This is a genomic window from Bacillus cereus group sp. BfR-BA-01379, assembly GCF_022663605.1.
Taxonomy (GTDB): Bacteria; Bacillota; Bacilli; order Bacillales; family Bacillaceae_G; genus Bacillus_A; species Bacillus_A mobilis.
In genome coordinates this window covers 14,576-31,351 of sequence record NZ_JAKUFT010000029.1, presented here as the reverse complement: position 1 = coordinate 31,351, position 16,776 = coordinate 14,576, and the positions used below count along the sequence as shown (strand labels likewise).

Sequence of the window (16,776 nt, the reverse complement as noted above, 5' to 3'; positions counted from 1 at the left end):
AGGAACGATTATGTCCCCCTCTTCAAAGTGAAGAGGGGGTTTTTATATTGATAGAAATGAGGGAGATTTGTGAAATTACTAGATTTATTATCAAAAGGAATTGTAATAGGTGATGGCGCGGTTGGGACATTATTACATTCACATGGCTTGCAAAGTAGTTTTGAAGAATTGAATATATCTGATCCAGATTTAATTATATCGATTCATAAGCAATATGTAGCTGCTGGGGCTGATGTAATTCAAACAAATACGTACGGAGCAAATGAAGCGAAATTACGTATGTATGGTTTAGAAAATCAAGTTACTGAAATTAATAGAGCGGCAGTAAAATTGGCGAAAGCATCTGTGACAGATCGAAATGCAATTTTAGGAACGATTGGCGGTATGAAACATATCGGAGCTGTTACAACGACTGATATGGAAAGAGAATTTATGCTACTTGAGCAGGCAAGTGCATTACTAGAAGAACAGGTTGATGGACTGCTATTAGAGACTTTCTATGATGAGTTTGAATTACTTCATGCTGTTCAGGTGTTACGAAAGCAAACGAACATTCCAATTGTAGCTCAATTAGCGTTACATGAGGCAGGTACGACTCAAAATGGAAATGATGTAAATGAAATATTAAAACAGCTTTTAGATTACGGTGCAAATGTGGTTGGATTGAACTGCCAACTAGGACCACTTCATATGACGGAAGCTTTTAAAATGATATCGATTCCGCAAAATGGATACTTGTCAGCATATCCGAATGCAGGTCTTCCAAATTATGTGGAGGGACGTTACGTATATGAGGGAAGTCCAGCTTATTTCGAAGCGATGACGCCGAAGTTTATTGAGCAAGGTATTCGTTTATTAGGTGGTTGTTGTGGCACGACTCCAGAACATATTGAAAGTATGAAACGTGCAATTGCAAATGCTACACCTGTAATAGAAAAGGATACGATTCAAAGACCGAAAGTAGTTCATACACAGGAGAAACGTTCGAAAGCCCATGTCACTTTAGCAGAGAAAGCAAAAAAACAAACGACAGTAGTAGTGGAATTAGATCCACCGAAAACGTTAGATACGCAGCGGTTTTTTGAAGGCGCAAGAGCATTGAAAAGAGCTGGAGCAGATGCTATTACTCTAGCAGATAATTCATTAGCATCGCCTCGCGTCTCGAATATGGCAATGGGGGCATTATTAACGAAGCACGATATTCCGGTATTGACGCATTTAACGTGTAGAGACCATAACGTCATCGGACTACAATCTCATTTATTAGGCTTGTCAGCGTTAGGCATGGAAGAAGTGCTAGCTTTAACTGGGGATCCAGCGCGCGTTGGTGATTTTCCAGGTGCTACTTCTGTATATGATTTGTCCTCTATTGAGCTCATTAAAATGATCAAAGAAATGAACGACGGGCGTTCCATTTTAGGGAAATCAATAGGTCCAGCAACAAGATTTTCAGTAGGAGGTGCGTTTAATCCGCATGTAAGACATTTAAAAGCAGCGGTTAAGCGAATGGAACGGAAAATAGATGCTGGAGCGGAATATTTCTTAACACAGCCAATTTACGATATTGCGTTAATTGAAGAAGTGTATGAAGCGACAAAGCATTTGGAACAACCTATTTTCATTGGGATTATGCCATTAATAAGTAAACGGAATGCAGATTTTCTTCATTTTGAGGTGCCAGGAATTACGCTACCTGAAGAAATAAGGGAGAGAATGGATGGACATGAAACGAAAGAGGCAGCAATTGAGGAAGGGATTCGCATTTCACAAGAATTGATCGATGCAGCGATGAAATATTTTAACGGCATTTATCTTATTACACCATTTCTAAAATATGAAATTACAGAACATCTTGTTAAATATGTGAGAGAAAAGCAAGAAGTGAAAGAAGGTATTAACTGATGAAATGTATAGAAGAAAAATTACAAAATAACATCTTAATATTAGATGGTGCAATGGGAACAATGATTCAGCAAGAGGACTTAACTGCGGAAGATTTCGGAGGAGAAGAGTACGAAGGTTGTAATGAATATTTAGTAGAAACAAGGCCTGATGTCATTTTAAAGATTCATAAAGCTTATATTGAAGCTGGAGCGGATATTATTGAAACAAATACATTTGGGGCGACAAATATTGTATTAAGTGATTATGAGTTGTCTCATTTAGACGAGGAACTAAATGAGAAAGCAGCGCGTTTAGCGAAGCAAGCGGTCAACGAAAGTGGGAAGGAAGTATATGTTGCGGGAGCAATGGGACCGACAACGAAAGCGATTAGTGTTACTGGTGGTGTGACGTTTGAAGAATTAATTGAAGCTTATACACGGCAGACGAGAGGCTTATTGAAGGGAGAAGTTGATGTATTACTCGTTGAGACGAGTCAAGATATGCGTAATGTGAAAGCTGCTTATATTGGAATTCAAGCAGCTTTTGACGAACTAAATAAAATTGTGCCTATCATGATTTCCGGAACGATTGAACCGATGGGAACAACTCTGGCTGGGCAAACAATTGAGGCTTTTTACTTATCAATAGAACATATGAAGCCATTATCTGTTGGATTAAACTGTGCGACTGGTCCGGAGTTTATGAGAGACCATATTCGTTCCCTATCCGATTTGTCGGAGTGTTACATTTCTTGTTATCCAAATGCGGGTCTTCCTGATGAAGATGGACATTATCATGAATCTCCATCTTCTCTCGCTGAAAAAGTGAAGCGATTTGCTGAAGAAGGATGGATTAATATTATCGGTGGTTGCTGTGGTACAACACCAGAACATATAAAAGCAATGAAAGCTGCGTTAGCTTCTCTTAATCCGCGTGAACACCACGAAAGAGCTGGACACGGGGTTAGTGGATTAGAGGCGCTTCAATATGATGACTCTATGAGACCGTTATTTGTTGGTGAAAGAACAAACGTTATTGGGTCACGTAAATTTAAACGATTAGTAGCAGAAGGGAAATTTGAAGAGGCTGCTGAAGTCGCAAGAGCGCAAGTGAAGAAAAATGCTCATATTATTGATATTTGTATGGCAGATCCTGATCGCGATGAAATAGAAGATATGGAAAACTTCTTGGCAGAAGTTACGAAAGTGTTAAAAGTACCGATTATGATCGACTCAACAGATGAAAATGTGATGGAGCGAGCTCTTACTTATATTCAAGGAAAAGCTGTTATTAATTCAATTAATTTAGAAGATGGAGAAGAACGATTTAAAAAAGTGACGCCGCTTCTTCAGAAATACGGTGCTGCTATTGTTGTAGGAACAATTGATGAAGATGGTATGGCGGTTAGTGCAGAACGAAAACTCGAAATTGCAAAAAGAAGTTATGAGTTATTGACGACGAAATATGGTATACGCTCGTCAGATATTATTTTTGATGCACTTGTATTTCCTGTAGGTACAGGAGATGAAGAATATATTGGCTCGGCGGCAGCGACGATAGAAGGAATTCGCCTTATTAAAGAAGCGTTACCAGAGTGTTTAACGATTTTAGGTGTAAGTAACATATCATTTGGTTTACCACCAGCTGGACGCGAAGTATTAAATTCCGTCTTTTTATATCATGCAACGAAAGCAGGATTAGATTATGCAATTGTGAATACGGAAAAATTAGAGCGGTATGCGTCAATTCCTGAGGAAGAAAAACGTCTTGCAGATGCATTGCTTTTTGAAACGACGCAAGAGACGTTAGAAAAATTTACAAACTTCTATCGCGTGGCAAAAAAGAAAGATGTCGTTATCCAAGAAGCATTAACTCTTGATGAAAGGCTAGCAAATTACATTGTAGAAGGTACGAAGCAAGGACTACAAGAAGATTTAAGTCTTGCACTTACAGAAGGAAGAAAGCCTTTGGATATTATTAATGGCCCACTTATGACAGGAATGGATGAGGTAGGACGATTATTTAATAATAATGAGCTTATCGTTGCTGAAGTATTGCAAAGTGCTGAAAGTATGAAAGCTGCGGTAAGCTATTTAGAGCCACATATGGAATCTAGCGATAGTGCGAAAAAAGGGAAAGTATTATTAGCAACTGTTAAAGGTGACGTACATGATATTGGGAAAAACCTCGTTGAAATTATTTTATCGAATAATGGATATGAGATTATTAATTTAGGAATCAATGTTCGCTCGGATCGAATTGTACAAGAAGTACAAGAAAAAAAGCCTGATATTATCGGTCTTTCTGGTTTATTAGTAAAATCAGCGCAACAAATGGTAACGACTGCTGAAGATTTAAAAGCAGCAAATATTGATGTTCCAATCGTTGTAGGCGGGGCAGCGTTAACGAGAAAGTTTACAGATAACCGAATTTCACCATCATATAAAGGACTTGTATGCTATGCGAGTGATGCGATGAATGGTCTTGATATTATTAATAAGCTTCAAAAGGAAGAAGAGCGCGAGAAGATGAAACAAGATAAAAAAGAGCGTCATCTCCATATCGTAGAAAAAGAGGAGAAGAAAGTAGAGATTCCAGCAGTAATTGAGCCATTACCGAAGGCTGAGGTTATAGTGCCTGATTCAACAAAGCGAATTGTATTACGTGATATTCCAGCCCTTCATCTCGCTCCATTTTTAAATAGACAGATGTTACTTGGACATCACCTTGGATTAAAAGGAAATGTGAAGAAGCTCTTGCGAGACGGAGATAAAAGGGCACACGAATTAAATGATTTAATAGACGAACTATTGCAGGAAGGACAATCTTGGTTAAAACCGAAAGCAGTGTATCAATTTTTCCCAGCGCAAAGCGACGGACAAAATATTGTAATATATGATCCAGAAGATCATACGCGTGTTATAGAGCGTTTCACATTCCCTAGACAAGGAAAAGCACCATATCGTACTTTAGGTGATTATTTACGCCCAGTTGGAGATGAGATGGACTATGTTGCTTTCCTATCTGTTACGGTTGGGGAAGGTGTTCGGGACATTGCTGAAGAGTGGAAGGTGAAGGGTGATTATTTACGCAGTCATGCCATTCAATCGTTAGCGCTTGAACTAGCAGAAGGACTTGCTGAAAAAACACATATGCTCATTCGTGATCGCTGGGGTATTCCAGATTCACCAGAACTGACGATGGAAGAACGTTTCCGTACGAAATATAGAGGTATACGCGTGTCCTTTGGTTATCCAGCATGTCCAGAACTTGCAGATCAAGAAAAGTTATTTCGCTTAATTCACCCAGAAGAAATAGGTATTTCATTAACAGAAGGATTTATGATGGAGCCAGAAGCATCTGTGACGGCTATGGTATTTTCTCACCCTGAGGCAAGATATTTTAGTGTATTATAGTGTAGAAGGGGGAGACGTATGAAGAAAATAGTCTTTACAGGTGGCGGTTCGGCAGGGCATGTAACACCTAATTTAGCCATCATTCCACATTTACAAGAACAGAATTGGGATATTTCTTATATCGGTTCTCATCAAGGAATTGAGAAAACGATTATAGAAAAGGAAGGCATTCCGTACTATAGTATTGCAAGCGGAAAGCTACGTCGTTATTTTGATTTGAAAAATATAAAAGATCCTTTTCTTGTAATGAAGGGTGTTATGGATGCGTATGTAAGGATCCGAAAACTAAAACCGGATGTGATTTTTTCAAAAGGTGGTTTCGTATCTGTACCAGTCGTAATTGGAGGATGGCTAAATAGAGTCCCTGTTTTATTACATGAATCTGATATGACGCCAGGACTAGCAAATAAAATTGCGCTCCGTTTTGCTTCGAAAATCTTTGTTACATTTGAAGAAGCTGCGAAACATTTACCGAAAGAAAAAGTAATTTATACAGGATCTCCTGTACGTGAAGAAGTGCTAAAGGGAAATCGTGAAAAAGGTTTAGCGTTTTTAGGTTTTTCACGTAAAAAGCCAGTTATTACAATCATGGGAGGAAGTTTGGGCGCAAAGAAAATTAATGAAACGGTTCGAGAGGCGTTACCAGAACTTCTGAAAAAATATCAAATCGTTCATCTTTGCGGAAAAGGTAATCTTGATGAAAGTTTACAAAATAAAGAAGGATATAGACAATTTGAATATATACATGGAGAGCTGCCAGGCATATTAGCGATAACAGACTTTGTTATTTCGCGTGCGGGCTCTAATGCCATTTTTGAGTTTTTAACATTGCAAAAGCCGATGGTTTTAATTCCGCTATCGAAATTTGCAAGTCGTGGAGATCAAATATTAAATGCAGAGTCTTTTGAAAGACAAGGATATGCTTCTGTATTGTACGAAGAAGATGTGACTGTAAAATCTCTTATAAAGCATGTCGAAGAATTAAATCAAAATAATGAGATGTATAAAACAGCATTGAAAAAATATAATGGAAAAGAAGCAATTCAAACAATTATTCAACATATTTCAGAGGCATGATGAAACAATCATGCCTCTTTTAATAGGATGAAAGATTCCAAGAAACAGTGTTTTTATGTTACAATAACAAATGGATTAGTAGGGGAATTCCAATTAATGAAGCGTGAAAATACGAATGGATTAGGAGTGACTGTGTTGGAGCTAAGTCTCTATGAAAATACTGCACTTATTATATGCTTTGTGTTGTACGTTGGTAGTGTTATTGTTTATATTTCAAGGAAATTTTCGCAAGAAAGAGAACTTGAAAAATCAGAAATAACAGCTGAACTAGAAATGTTAGCTGATGAAAGTTATAAAAAGAAAAAAATAAAAGAAGAGCATGAAGAATCCCATCATTTAAACGCAAATAAGTTTTAAAGATGGGGATTTTTTTTTGAAGTCGTTCTTTATTATGTGTATAGCAAGTAACGCTAAAAGGAGTTTCCCATACATAATGAAGGAGTGTATATAAATGAATTTTTATGTCGCCTCAGGATTCCAAAATAAACATCTTGTACGTTCTATAGCAAATGAACTGAAACATGCAGGATGGCACCATACATATGATTGGACAAGAAACGAAAGAGCAGTGAATCAAGATCAATTAAGAGAAATTGGTCAGGCAGAAAAGAATGCTATAAAAGAAGCGGATGTCTTTTTACTTATATTAGATGGCGGAAACGGGAGCCATACAGAGTTTGGAATGGCGATTGCGCTAGAGAAAAAGATATATGTATACCATGAAAGAAACCCGCTTCAAACAACGTTCTATCATTTGCCAGAAATAAATATTTTTGAAGGAGATGCAACTGAATTTGCATCTTATGTTATGGATCACGTGAAATAATAATAACTGTCTAAAAGGTTATAAAAGTGATCTTTTGGGTACAGTGATGATAAGAAACGTATATAAAGGAGTATATAATATGAAATTAGAAAATGGATGGGAAACGAGCTTTTTAGAAGTCGTACAAAATAGTGAATTTAAGAAAGATGCACTTCTTAGTCAATTGCTTTGTGAGGATAGTGAAGAAGTTGAGGAGCTTGTTGATGATTATGGTTATGAAGAAATTATTGACCGTGAACATGATGAGGAATTAGCTGATATTTTAGGAGAAGAACTTTTTAGTGAGATGGAACGATGTGTATTCTTATCTTCACAGCCAGAAGAAAAACTTATTTCATTCGTAAATGGATTAGGTTTTCACGTGTTAGATTGGATCGTTCTTCTTGAAACAGAATTTGGAATTGATAGTGCAAACTTTACGTCGGACGCCGTGAAAATGTTAGAAAAGCGTTTTAGACAGTTTCCATACATAGAAGATAAAACAATTTTTGATATGACATTTGGAGAAGCAATGGATGTATTACAATCCATTACAGGATTACAACTGAAGGAAAAGATGAACGTATAATGTAAAAAAAGAACGTGAGGCTATCACGTTCTTTTTTTTACATTATAATAATTTTATCATCTAGTTTTGTCTGTCCGCTAAGAAGTGCGTTTAAATATTCCACTTTTCTTATACAGGCCTGTATATGTCTTTCAACCTCTTGCAACTCTGCTTGGTGATGTGTTTCAATCGGATGAATTTGTACGTTGAATTTTTCAAATTGACTACTATATGTTATTTCTGCATAGCCGCTCATAATATCCATTTCGTTATGAAATAAAAATTGCTTCGTTTTGTCACAGAATGATACATTCTGAAAGCCATATACTTTTAATGCTTCAATTACCTTTTTTATCATTTTTATATTCATTTTTTAACCCTCTTTACGAAGTTCTACTTATATAGTATAACATAAAAAATTACATAGAAAGCGCTTCCAAGTGTATTTTATTATAAACTTTACGTTTCGATCACAAAAATGAAACAAAGAAAAAATAATTGTAAAGAAGGAAGGACTCTTTTATTGTTTCGTCATATATATAGAGAAATAGTGCAATGAAAGGAAATTTTCCGAGGTGGAGATCGTATTTCCAATTTGAGCGCAGTAAAAGAGGTGAAAATCTTGAACTTTGATATTGTAGGACAAAAAGCATATATAAAAGATGGACCGCATCGGAACCGAATTGGAATTGTAAAGAAAGACGAGACAAAATTAGAATCGCAGTTTGCTATTGTAATTGGAGAACAAAGCATTGATGTAGAGCTAAAGGATATCGTGTTAGTTGGAGTAGACGTAGGACAATTTCATAAATGGTGCGAACAAAATGGTTATTTGTGAGAAGGACGGGCTGTGAGATAATGAAATATATTTGAGAGAAGAGGATATGTTATTGTATTCTCTTTTTCTATGTTTAAGGAGGCGAAAATGAAATATAAAGAACAGGAGTTTACATTGGAGTTAAAAGAGAATATTCAATGTATGGAGAAGGAAATAGAGCGAATATCATTTAAACTTTTTAAAGATTATTCATATTTTTACATAGAGAAAAACATGGAATTATTTATAGAACTCATCAGAGATAAAGAATATCCTTTTGAAACAGGATATTCTTCATCCGTTTCGATAGCTGTATTAGATGAAGAAGGGAAGATGATTGAATTTTATACTGTTCCTATCTGGGAATGTTGTAATTATTTTTTAGGAGTACCGCTTCAAATAAGGCTTTGGGGAAGTAAGTTAAGTGGTGAGCTTGTTGATGAATCTTATTGTGAGATAGAAGAGGAGTTAAAGGAGCGCTTGGAAGAGTTTTTACAGTTTGCAGATGAGGAATAATAGTTAGTCTTTAGTTTAAAACAAATAGTTATTAAAAAATGAAAAACGGTATATTTTCGTTATATCTATACGTGATGCCTTATGTATAAAAGACAAAGAGAAAGATGAAAAGAACTAAAAAAGGCCGCTAACAGTTTTTGTTAGCGGCCTTTTCATTATGAAGCAATTTCACCAGTTTTTGTATCATCTTGATTGTACGTATCTTGATCTAATTCACCAAGCCATTTACTAGAAATAAGACCTGCTGTCATAGAACCACTTACGTTAAGAGCTGTACGACCCATATCGATTAATGGTTCAACTGAGATAACCAGAGCGACAATACCGATTGGTAAGTTCATTGTAGATAGTACGATTAACGCCGCGAACGTTGCACCGCCACCAACACCGGCAACACCGAATGAGCTAATAGCAACGACAGCGATTAAAGTTAAAATAAATTGTGGTTGTAATGGATCGATTCCTACAGTTGGAGCGACCATCATTGCAAGCATTGCTGGATAAATACCTGCGCAACCGTTTTGCCCGATAGATACTCCAAATGATGCTGCGAAGTTGGCAATCCCTTCGGAAATACCAAGCTTTTCTTTTTGCGCTTCAATATTTAATGGCATTGCACCAGCACTAGAGCGAGATGTGAATGCAAATGTTAATACAGGGAATACCTTTTTTAAATATTGAATTGGATTTAAACCAGATAGAGCAATTAATAATAAGTGGATAACGAACATTACGATAAGTGCTACGTAAGACGCTAACACGAAGTTACCAAGTTTTAAAATAGCATTTATGTCGCTACCAGCAACTGTTTTTGCCATAAGAGCTAATACGCCGTATGGAGTAAGACGTAAAATTAATGTTACCATACGCATTACGATTGCATATACAGCATCAAGCATTTTCTTAAATAGTTCTGCTTGTTCTGGATATTTTCGTTTTACACCTATAAAGGCGATACCGATAAATGCTGCAAATATTACAACAGAAATTGTTGATGTTGGACGAGCGCCTGTTAAATCAAGAAACGGATTTGTAGGCAATAGTTCTAATAATTTATCTGGAATTGTTGTTTTTTCAATAGAAGTAAATCTTTCTTCAACTAGCTTCAGACGAGCTGATTCTGCATCACCTTGTTGCAGGCCTGTTGCAGATACATCAAATCCTGCACTTGCAGCGATACCGACAGCTGCAGCGATTCCTGTAGTAAGAATTAAAATTCCGATAATAAGACCACTAATTTTACCAAGGTTTTTCGTTAACTGTAATTTTGTAAAGGCTGAAATAATAGATACTAAAATAAGTGGCATAACGATCATTTGAAGTAATTTCACATAGCCGTTACCGATTAAGCCAAACCAAGTATTTGATTCAATAATTACTTTAGAAGTTGGCTCATAAATAAATTGTAATATAAGACCGAAGATAATTCCGACTCCTAAAGCAGTAAATACACGTTTATTAAAAGATACATGCTTACGTTGCATATAATATAATACGCCAACTAAGATGAGCATGACTGCAACGTTAATTCCGACAAGCAGTGTATTCATGTTGATTCCCCCTAATTCCAATCTGTTATATAGAATATAAAGTAATAAAACCTATAAGTCAACTAGGAAATTACGGAATTAAAAAAAAGATGGCAAAATGCCATCTTTTAATGTCCAGCTCCAGGGACAAGTAAAAACGTCGTGTAGTATGTAAATCCTATGAAGAAAACAGTCAAATATGCCCCGAATACGTATATATACATACGCTCTGTTAAATTTAAATAGCTTAAAAGTACGAAGAATCCTGTTTGTCCTAAAAATAGTAGTGCGGTCGAATGCATATCCCCTACGTAAAACATAACCGAGAAAATTCCAGTCCAAAAGCCGAGAACGCGAAACATGCGCTCCATGCCATCTCCCTCCTTTTCTAAAAAAAGTAAACCTCACTTCATTATAGTTTATTTTTCTTACTATTGTAAATATTCGTTCATATAAAAAGAATCCATTTATAAATGGATTCTTTTTATATGAGAAATTAAATTGTTAGTTTATAATTACAAGATTTACATCCATCTAGTAGACTGTCATTTCGTGTTAATTCCGTGTTAGGGAATAGGATTTCAAAAATCCCTTTCATCATATCTCCGTGCATATTACAAATTTCAGTTGGATGATGAACAGCAACTTCTTTAAATGGACAATTGTGTACATCATAGAAAATTTTCGTTCCATCTGCACTTAATTCAAATGCAGGTGATAAGCCAGCTGTTGAGAAAGCTTCTTTTGCAATTTGAACTTTTTGCTCGACTGTTAAAGCATCTTCATTCACATTTAAACGCATCATATGTTGTTGCATTAATTCGGCTCCGAACTGTTTTCCAGTTTCGTATAGCGCTTTTTCACCAGCAGCGCCAAGGCTAAGTAAAGAATTAAATGCGATTCTTGCTAACAATTGATAATCACGGAATGGAAATTGTAATTGGATAACATCTTCAGATAATACATATAATCTGCTTGGTCGTCCGCCTTTTCCAGTTTTCTTCGTTTCAGATTTCAGCATATGAACATCTTCTAATTTAGATAAATGTAAACGCGCTACGTTTGGATGAATTTCAAACTCATCTGCAATTTCTTGTACAGTTACGTAACTATGTTTTTGAGAAATATATTTATAAATGTAATAACGAGTTGGATCAGATAATACACCTGTAATTTTTAAAGCTTGTTCCATGAGGATCTCCACCTTTATCACTTTATCCAAGATAATAACATTATAATACAGATAAACTTTCATATAGGTAATTTCAGACAATAATTCGGAAATTGTTCATAATTTCACAAACATATTTTTCCTTTTTTCTCTAGTGAAAATACAAAAATACTGATTTTTCTTATGAATTTTTTCATGCTATATACATAGTGGGGAGGGAAAAATGATGAATGGAATTGAAAGTTTTGCGAATACGATTTTGAAAGAAGCGTGCAGGGTACAAGCTTCGGATTTACATATTGTGCCCCGGAAGAAGGATGTAGCGGTTCAACTGCGTATAGGGAAAGATTTAATGACGAAGCATTGTATCGAAAAGGAATTTGGAGAAAAACTTGTTTCACACTTTAAATTTTTAGCATCCATGGATATAGGGGAAAGGCGGAAGCCACAAAATGGTTCACTGTATTTACAAATGGATGGGCAAGAAGTATATTTACGCCTTTCCACGCTACCAACTGTATATCAAGAAAGTCTCGTTATTCGTCTTCATTTACAAGCATCTATTCAGCCGTTATCTCATCTTTCGTTATTTCCAAGTACAGCGAAGAAACTACTCTCTTTTTTACATTACTCCCATGGGTTACTCGTATTTACTGGACCGACTGGTTCTGGAAAGACAACAACAATGTATGCATTATTAGAGGTCATTAGAAAAAAGAAAACACGTCGCATCGTTACGCTGGAAGATCCAGTTGAAAAAAGAAATGACGATGTATTACAAATTCAAATAAATGAAAAAGCAGGTATCACATATGAGGCAGGGTTAAAGGCTATTTTACGCCATGATCCGGATATTATTTTAGTCGGTGAAATTCGTGATGAAGAAACAGCGAAAATTGCTATAAGAGCAAGTTTGACTGGACATTTAGTAATGACGACACTGCATACGAATGATGCGAAAGGGGCGATACTCAGGTTCATGGATTTTGGTATAACGAGGCAAGAAATTGAACAATCTTTATTGGCTATAGCTGCACAGCGACTTGTCGAATTGAAGTGTCCGTTTTGCAAAAGAAAGTGCTCAACTTTATGTAAATCAATGAGGCAAGTCAGACAAGCGAGTATTTATGAGTTGTTATATGGATATGAGTTAAAACAAGCGATTAAAGAAGCAAATGGGGAATGTGTCACATACAAGCACGAAACATTAGAAGCTTCGATACGAAAAGGATACGCTTTAGGATTTTTAGAAGAGGATGTGTATGTTTAAGAAAATATGGAGTTTAAGTGATCAAGTAGTATTGCTGAAACGATTAGGAGAACTATTAGAAAAAGGATACTCCCTTTTGCAGGCATTAGAATTTTTACGGTTTCAATTACCTTTGGAAAAGAAAGGACAATTGCAGCACATGATTGATGAATTAAAAGATGGAAAAAGTCTACACGATTCTTTTCATCAGTTAAAGTTTCATCAGGATATGTTAAGTTATTTATTTTATGCCGAGCAACATGGTGATATTTCTTTTGCATTGCAACAAGGGAGCGCACTTCTTTATAAAAAGGATAAGTATAGGAAAGATATGATGAAAATCATGCAGTATCCTATGTTTTTGGCGTTTTTTTTAATAATCATGATTTTGATTTTTAACCGCATTTTATTACCGCAAGTTGATATGGTATATAGTTCATTCGGTTCTACAGCATCGTTATTTACAGAACAAATATTAAGTGCAATTAAGCTACTACCCTATCTTATTTTTAGTACTATTTTTATCGTTATGATTGGTTGTAGCGTATATATATTTTACTTTCGGAAACTTCCGCATATGAAGCAGGTAAAAATTAAGCTTCGTATCCCCTTCATAAAAACATTTCTTATTTTAAAGCATTCACATTATTTCGCCACTCAATTAAGCGGTTTATTACACGGCGGACTATCAGTACTTGAGGCTCTAACAATAATGATGGAGCAAAAATATCATCCGTTCTTTCAGTATGAAGCGGGCCGAATTGAACGCCAATTAATTGCGGGAGAACCGTTGCAATCTATTATTGCTAAAAGTGGATATTATGAGGAAGAACTTTCTTATATTATTACGCATGGACAAGCAAACGGTAATTTGGCGATTGAATTAGGTGACTATAGCGATCTTATTATGGAAAAGATGGAGCAAAAAGTTAAACGTATGTTAGTAATCATTCAACCGATTTTATTTACGTGTATTGGAGGAATAGTCGTTCTTATGTATTTAGCGATGATTATGCCAATGTTTCAAATGATGAATTCTATTTAGGGGGTGTTTGCATGCAGAATGAGGAAGGATTTACCCTTTTAGAAATGTTATTAGTTATGGTCGTCATAACTGTATTATTACTATTAATTATTCCGAATGTAGTCACACAGCGTTCATCCGTCGAAGGAACAGGATGTAAAGCCTATGTGAAATCTATAGAAGCTCAAATACAAGTATACCAATTACAACATAATAAAATTCCCTCGCTAAAAGAGCTAAGGGATGAAAAATATATTACAGCTGATAAGTGTCCAAACGGTGAATCCATTCACATTTCAAATGATGGCACAGTAACAACTGGGAAACTGTGAAACAAAAAGGATTTACTCTTTTAGAAATGCTACTCGTTCTATTTGCAATTTCTGTACTAAGTATGGTCACATATTTTAACGTACATTCATTACATGAAAAACAAAAAGTCGACCAATTTTTAAGACAGTTTTCAAATGATATTTTGTATATGCAACAATTAGCGATAAACCGTCAAAAACACTATACATTACGATGGCATAAAGATAGACATACGTATTATATAGGGGAACTAAGTACGAATCTTACTATCATTAAAAGAGAATATGATAGCGATATACAAATTGATTTGAATACTTTTCCAAATCCGATGACATATAATCCGAGTGGAAATATTAATAGAGGTGGCACGATTTTATTTTCGTATCGAAGTTATAAATATGAGATTGTATTTCAGCTTGGAAGAGGGAGATTTACGTATCGTGAAATGTCAAAAAGGGTCAGTGATGGCTGAGATGCTTGTAGCGTTAAGTATAGTAATGATGGCAGTGTCTTTACTACTTCCGCAAACAGTATTGATTATGCAAGAACGAAAAAACATACAAATTCGTTATAAAGCATTTGCATTATTAAAAAGAGAAGCGGCTTTATATATATATGAAAATGGAGCGAAACAACAACAAGAAAAAGTCGTAAACGGAAATGTATATTACACATACTGGGGAGGAAATGAAGTTTGTGCTATGTGGAAAGATGTGAAAGGAAGAATGGTGGAACAATGCTTTTATGCAGGAGAACAAATAAATTAGAAGTTGGGTTTACATTAATAGAAATGATCGTATGTTTTTTTCTGTTATCACTGTTCTTTTTACTCTTGCCACGTTTAAATTTTATTGGGATAGAAAATAATCAATCAAAAGGATTAAATAATTGGGAATGGGATGTGTTTTTAGGACAAGTACAGTTAGAGTTTCGGGAAGTATCTTTTGTAGAAAAAGTAGTCAATGAAAATAAAGATACCCTTTTGCGCTTCCGTCTTCGCACTGGAGATGAAGTGACGTATGAAAAATTGAATAATCATCTGATAAGAAAAGTGAATATGCGCGGAAGAGAATTTATATTACAAAATATTGAAATGGTTTCGTATGAAGTAACACCTCATTTGCTCTTTATAAATGTGAAAGATATGAGTGGGAAAATATATGAAGGTGTAGCTGTAAGATATAGCAAAATGGAAATAAATATATGAGAAAACAAGATGGATTTACGATGCCAGGAACAATCATTTTTCTTGTATTATTAACTTCCTTCTTTGTATACGAAACGAATATGTTGCTTATAGATAAAAAATTTTATATTGAAATAGAGCAAAAGTTTGTACTGGAGGAACTACTAAATCGATCGATTACAAGTATAAAAAAAGGTTTACAGCAACAAGAAAAGGAAGATACATTTTTCTTTCAATATGAAAAGGGCGAAGCAAGTGGAAATTACGTCTTTGAAAACGATGATATTCTCGTTTCGTTGCAGTGCAAAATAAAGCAGGAAGTTTTCTATAAAGTAAGCTTTCGATATAGAAAAAAGGATGGAAAAATATTCGATTGGATAGAAGGATAGTCTGTTTAATGTGTGAACAAAAACCATAATTTCTCATTTTAAAACAATTGAAAGTTTAAATTTTCTCAAAAAAGAGAAAGGTAGAAAGAATGTGATATATTCAAGCTATCCAAACATATTTTTTTAGGGAGAATAGGGAAATGACAAATAACAATCAAATAGGTGAAAATAAGGAACAAACTATTTTTGATCATAAAGGAAATGCAATTATGACGGAAGATAGGGAAATACACATTATTTCAAAATTCGAAGAACCTCTTATTGTCGTGTTAGGAAATGTATTAAGCGATGAAGAATGTGATGAATTAATTGAATTGTCTAAAAGTAAGTTAGCACGTTCTAAAGTGGGTTCATCACGTGATGTAAATGATATTCGAACGAGTAAGGGTGCATTTTTAGACGATAATGAACTTACTGCGAAGATTGAAAAACGAATTTCATCTATCATGAATGTTCCTGCGTCGCATGGAGAAGGATTACACATTTTAAATTATGAAGTGGATCAACAATATAAAGCACACTATGATTATTTTGCGGAACATAGTAGATCAGCTGCTAATAATCGTATTAGTACGCTTGTCATGTACTTAAATGATGTAGAAGAGGGCGGAGAAACGTTCTTCCCTAAATTAAATCTTTCTGTGCACCCTAGAAAGGGAATGGCAGTATACTTTGAGTATTTTTATCAAGACCAATCATTAAATGAGCTTACGTTACATGGAGGGGCACCTGTAACGAAAGGTGAGAAATGGATTGCAACGCAGTGGGTAAGAAGAGGCGCTTATAAGTAAAAGCGTGTATGAAACGTTTTGTTCTTTATTTTATAAGAAGAA

20 protein-coding genes are annotated in these 16,776 nt (G+C 35.3%); 16 read left to right on the top strand and 4 right to left on the bottom strand.

The genetic code is table 11. The annotated features are described in order from the left end of the window. The first annotated feature begins 69 nt into the window (after positions 1 to 69). From MR113_RS13245 to MR113_RS13220, 6 genes are all read left to right on the top strand, one after another. Positions 70 to 1,902, top strand: a complete 1,833-nt coding sequence (locus MR113_RS13245; RefSeq protein ID WP_242254730.1) for a bifunctional homocysteine S-methyltransferase/methylenetetrahydrofolate reductase — start codon at positions 70 to 72, stop codon at positions 1,900 to 1,902. Beyond that, complete coding sequence (metH, locus tag MR113_RS13240; RefSeq protein ID WP_242254729.1) at positions 1,902 to 5,300, top strand: methionine synthase; 3,399 nt, start codon at positions 1,902 to 1,904, stop codon at positions 5,298 to 5,300. Before MR113_RS13245 ends, metH begins: the two co-directional genes overlap by 1 nt. An 18-nt stretch (positions 5,301 to 5,318) precedes the next feature. Next, positions 5,319 to 6,377, top strand: a complete 1,059-nt coding sequence (murG, locus tag MR113_RS13235) for an undecaprenyldiphospho-muramoylpentapeptide beta-N-acetylglucosaminyltransferase (protein WP_242254727.1) — start codon at positions 5,319 to 5,321, stop codon at positions 6,375 to 6,377. A gap of 96 nt (positions 6,378 to 6,473) precedes the next feature. Then, positions 6,474 to 6,734, top strand: coding sequence for a DUF3966 domain-containing protein (locus tag MR113_RS13230; RefSeq protein ID WP_000817963.1), 261 nt, complete (start codon positions 6,474 to 6,476; stop codon positions 6,732 to 6,734). 94 nt (positions 6,735 to 6,828) lie between these two features. Then, on the top strand, positions 6,829 to 7,203 hold the full coding sequence (locus MR113_RS13225; protein WP_088028802.1) for a nucleoside 2-deoxyribosyltransferase: 375 nt from the start codon (positions 6,829 to 6,831) through the stop codon (positions 7,201 to 7,203). Positions 7,204 to 7,282: 79 nt separating this feature from the next. After that, entirely contained in the window at positions 7,283 to 7,771 is a 489-nt protein-coding gene (locus tag MR113_RS13220) for a hypothetical protein (RefSeq protein ID WP_061677376.1), read from the top strand. A 37-nt stretch (positions 7,772 to 7,808) separates the two neighbouring features. Here MR113_RS13220 and MR113_RS13215 read toward each other — a convergent pair whose 3' ends face one another. Then, positions 7,809 to 8,120 (bottom strand): hypothetical protein, encoded by a 312-nt coding sequence (locus tag MR113_RS13215; RefSeq protein ID WP_242254725.1) that lies wholly within the window; start codon positions 8,118 to 8,120, stop codon positions 7,809 to 7,811. Between the two features lie 252 nt (positions 8,121 to 8,372). On the opposite strand from MR113_RS13215, the gene MR113_RS13210 reads away from it, so the two are divergent. Together MR113_RS13210 and MR113_RS13205 are read left to right on the top strand one after the other, a co-directional pair. Then, a complete protein-coding gene (locus MR113_RS13210; protein ID WP_242254723.1) occupies positions 8,373 to 8,588 on the top strand; it encodes a DUF3912 family protein in 216 nt (71 codons plus the stop codon). 87 nt (positions 8,589 to 8,675) lie between these two features. Further along, the gene (locus tag MR113_RS13205) at positions 8,676 to 9,083 is read left to right on the top strand and encodes a hypothetical protein (protein WP_242254721.1); all 408 of its coding nucleotides are present in this window, start codon (positions 8,676 to 8,678) and stop codon (positions 9,081 to 9,083) included. A 155-nt stretch (positions 9,084 to 9,238) separates the two neighbouring features. On the opposite strand, the gene MR113_RS13200 is transcribed toward MR113_RS13205, so the two are convergent. The 3 genes from MR113_RS13200 to MR113_RS13190 all read right to left on the bottom strand — a co-directional run bounded on the left by MR113_RS13200 (position 9,239) and on the right by MR113_RS13190 (position 11,804). Continuing rightward, on the bottom strand, positions 9,239 to 10,633 hold the full coding sequence (locus MR113_RS13200; protein WP_001094339.1) for an L-cystine transporter: 1,395 nt from the start codon (positions 10,631 to 10,633) through the stop codon (positions 9,239 to 9,241). A gap of 107 nt (positions 10,634 to 10,740) precedes the next feature. Beyond that, the gene (locus MR113_RS13195) at positions 10,741 to 10,983 is read right to left on the bottom strand and encodes a DUF2626 domain-containing protein (RefSeq protein WP_000440714.1); all 243 of its coding nucleotides are present in this window, start codon (positions 10,981 to 10,983) and stop codon (positions 10,741 to 10,743) included. Between the two features lie 125 nt (positions 10,984 to 11,108). Continuing rightward, positions 11,109 to 11,804 carry a helix-turn-helix transcriptional regulator gene (locus MR113_RS13190; RefSeq protein WP_242254719.1) on the bottom strand — a complete coding sequence of 232 codons (696 nt, stop codon included), beginning with the start codon at positions 11,802 to 11,804 and terminating at the stop codon, positions 11,109 to 11,111. Between the two features lie 205 nt (positions 11,805 to 12,009). Between MR113_RS13190 and comGA the strand changes: the two genes are divergently transcribed. From comGA to MR113_RS13150, 8 genes are all read left to right on the top strand, one after another. Beyond that, positions 12,010 to 13,053, top strand: a complete 1,044-nt coding sequence (comGA, locus tag MR113_RS13185; RefSeq protein WP_242254718.1) for a competence protein ComGA — start codon at positions 12,010 to 12,012, stop codon at positions 13,051 to 13,053. Beyond that, positions 13,046 to 14,077: a competence type IV pilus assembly protein ComGB gene (gene comGB, locus MR113_RS13180; RefSeq protein WP_242254717.1), complete on the top strand. Its 1,032-nt coding sequence runs from the start codon at positions 13,046 to 13,048 to the stop codon at positions 14,075 to 14,077. The genes comGA and comGB overlap by 8 nt, the downstream gene beginning before the upstream one ends. A gap of 11 nt (positions 14,078 to 14,088) precedes the next feature. Continuing rightward, positions 14,089 to 14,388 carry a competence type IV pilus major pilin ComGC gene (gene comGC / locus MR113_RS13175; protein WP_242254716.1) on the top strand — a complete coding sequence of 100 codons (300 nt, stop codon included), beginning with the start codon at positions 14,089 to 14,091 and terminating at the stop codon, positions 14,386 to 14,388. Beyond that, positions 14,385 to 14,840 carry a comG operon protein ComGD gene (comGD, locus tag MR113_RS13170; protein WP_242254715.1) on the top strand — a complete coding sequence of 152 codons (456 nt, stop codon included), beginning with the start codon at positions 14,385 to 14,387 and terminating at the stop codon, positions 14,838 to 14,840. The genes comGC and comGD overlap by 4 nt, the downstream gene beginning before the upstream one ends. Beyond that, a complete protein-coding gene (locus tag MR113_RS13165; protein WP_242254714.1) occupies positions 14,833 to 15,135 on the top strand; it encodes a competence protein ComG in 303 nt (100 codons plus the stop codon). The genes comGD and MR113_RS13165 overlap by 8 nt, the downstream gene beginning before the upstream one ends. Then, positions 15,105 to 15,575 (top strand): competence type IV pilus minor pilin ComGF, encoded by a 471-nt coding sequence (gene comGF / locus MR113_RS13160; RefSeq protein WP_242254713.1) that lies wholly within the window; start codon positions 15,105 to 15,107, stop codon positions 15,573 to 15,575. Before MR113_RS13165 ends, comGF begins: the two co-directional genes overlap by 31 nt. Then, positions 15,572 to 15,943 (top strand): competence type IV pilus minor pilin ComGG, encoded by a 372-nt coding sequence (gene comGG, locus MR113_RS13155; protein ID WP_242254711.1) that lies wholly within the window; start codon positions 15,572 to 15,574, stop codon positions 15,941 to 15,943. Before comGF ends, comGG begins: the two co-directional genes overlap by 4 nt. A 140-nt stretch (positions 15,944 to 16,083) precedes the next feature. After that, the gene (locus tag MR113_RS13150; protein ID WP_242240398.1) at positions 16,084 to 16,734 is read left to right on the top strand and encodes a 2OG-Fe(II) oxygenase; all 651 of its coding nucleotides are present in this window, start codon (positions 16,084 to 16,086) and stop codon (positions 16,732 to 16,734) included. Positions 16,735 to 16,776: the final 42 nt, after the last annotated feature.

Excerpts from the sequence above, each read along its gene's own strand:
- MR113_RS13190 (WP_242254719.1), bottom strand. The coding sequence starts at position 11,804 with ATGGAACAAGCTTTAAAAATTACAGGTGTATTATCTGATCCAACTCGT.
- MR113_RS13230 (WP_000817963.1), top strand. The coding sequence starts at position 6,474 with ATGAAGCGTGAAAATACGAATGGATTAGGAGTGACTGTGTTGGAGCTA.
- comGF (WP_242254713.1), top strand. The coding sequence starts at position 15,105 with ATGCTTTTATGCAGGAGAACAAATAAATTAGAAGTTGGGTTTACATTA.
- MR113_RS13215 (WP_242254725.1), bottom strand. The coding sequence starts at position 8,120 with ATGAATATAAAAATGATAAAAAAGGTAATTGAAGCATTAAAAGTATAT.
- MR113_RS13205 (WP_242254721.1), top strand. The coding sequence starts at position 8,676 with ATGAAATATAAAGAACAGGAGTTTACATTGGAGTTAAAAGAGAATATT.
- comGA (WP_242254718.1), top strand. The coding sequence starts at position 12,010 with ATGAATGGAATTGAAAGTTTTGCGAATACGATTTTGAAAGAAGCGTGC.
- MR113_RS13195 (WP_000440714.1), bottom strand. The coding sequence starts at position 10,983 with ATGGAGCGCATGTTTCGCGTTCTCGGCTTTTGGACTGGAATTTTCTCG.
- comGC (WP_242254716.1), top strand. The coding sequence starts at position 14,089 with ATGCAGAATGAGGAAGGATTTACCCTTTTAGAAATGTTATTAGTTATG.
- MR113_RS13150 (WP_242240398.1), top strand. The coding sequence starts at position 16,084 with ATGACAAATAACAATCAAATAGGTGAAAATAAGGAACAAACTATTTTT.
- MR113_RS13165 (WP_242254714.1), top strand. The coding sequence starts at position 14,833 with ATGGCTGAGATGCTTGTAGCGTTAAGTATAGTAATGATGGCAGTGTCT.
- metH (WP_242254729.1), top strand. The coding sequence starts at position 1,902 with ATGAAATGTATAGAAGAAAAATTACAAAATAACATCTTAATATTAGAT.
- comGB (WP_242254717.1), top strand. The coding sequence starts at position 13,046 with ATGTTTAAGAAAATATGGAGTTTAAGTGATCAAGTAGTATTGCTGAAA.
- MR113_RS13220 (WP_061677376.1), top strand. The coding sequence starts at position 7,283 with ATGAAATTAGAAAATGGATGGGAAACGAGCTTTTTAGAAGTCGTACAA.
- MR113_RS13225 (WP_088028802.1), top strand. The coding sequence starts at position 6,829 with ATGAATTTTTATGTCGCCTCAGGATTCCAAAATAAACATCTTGTACGT.
- comGG (WP_242254711.1), top strand. The coding sequence starts at position 15,572 with ATGAGAAAACAAGATGGATTTACGATGCCAGGAACAATCATTTTTCTT.
- MR113_RS13200 (WP_001094339.1), bottom strand. The coding sequence starts at position 10,633 with ATGAATACACTGCTTGTCGGAATTAACGTTGCAGTCATGCTCATCTTA.
- murG (WP_242254727.1), top strand. The coding sequence starts at position 5,319 with ATGAAGAAAATAGTCTTTACAGGTGGCGGTTCGGCAGGGCATGTAACA.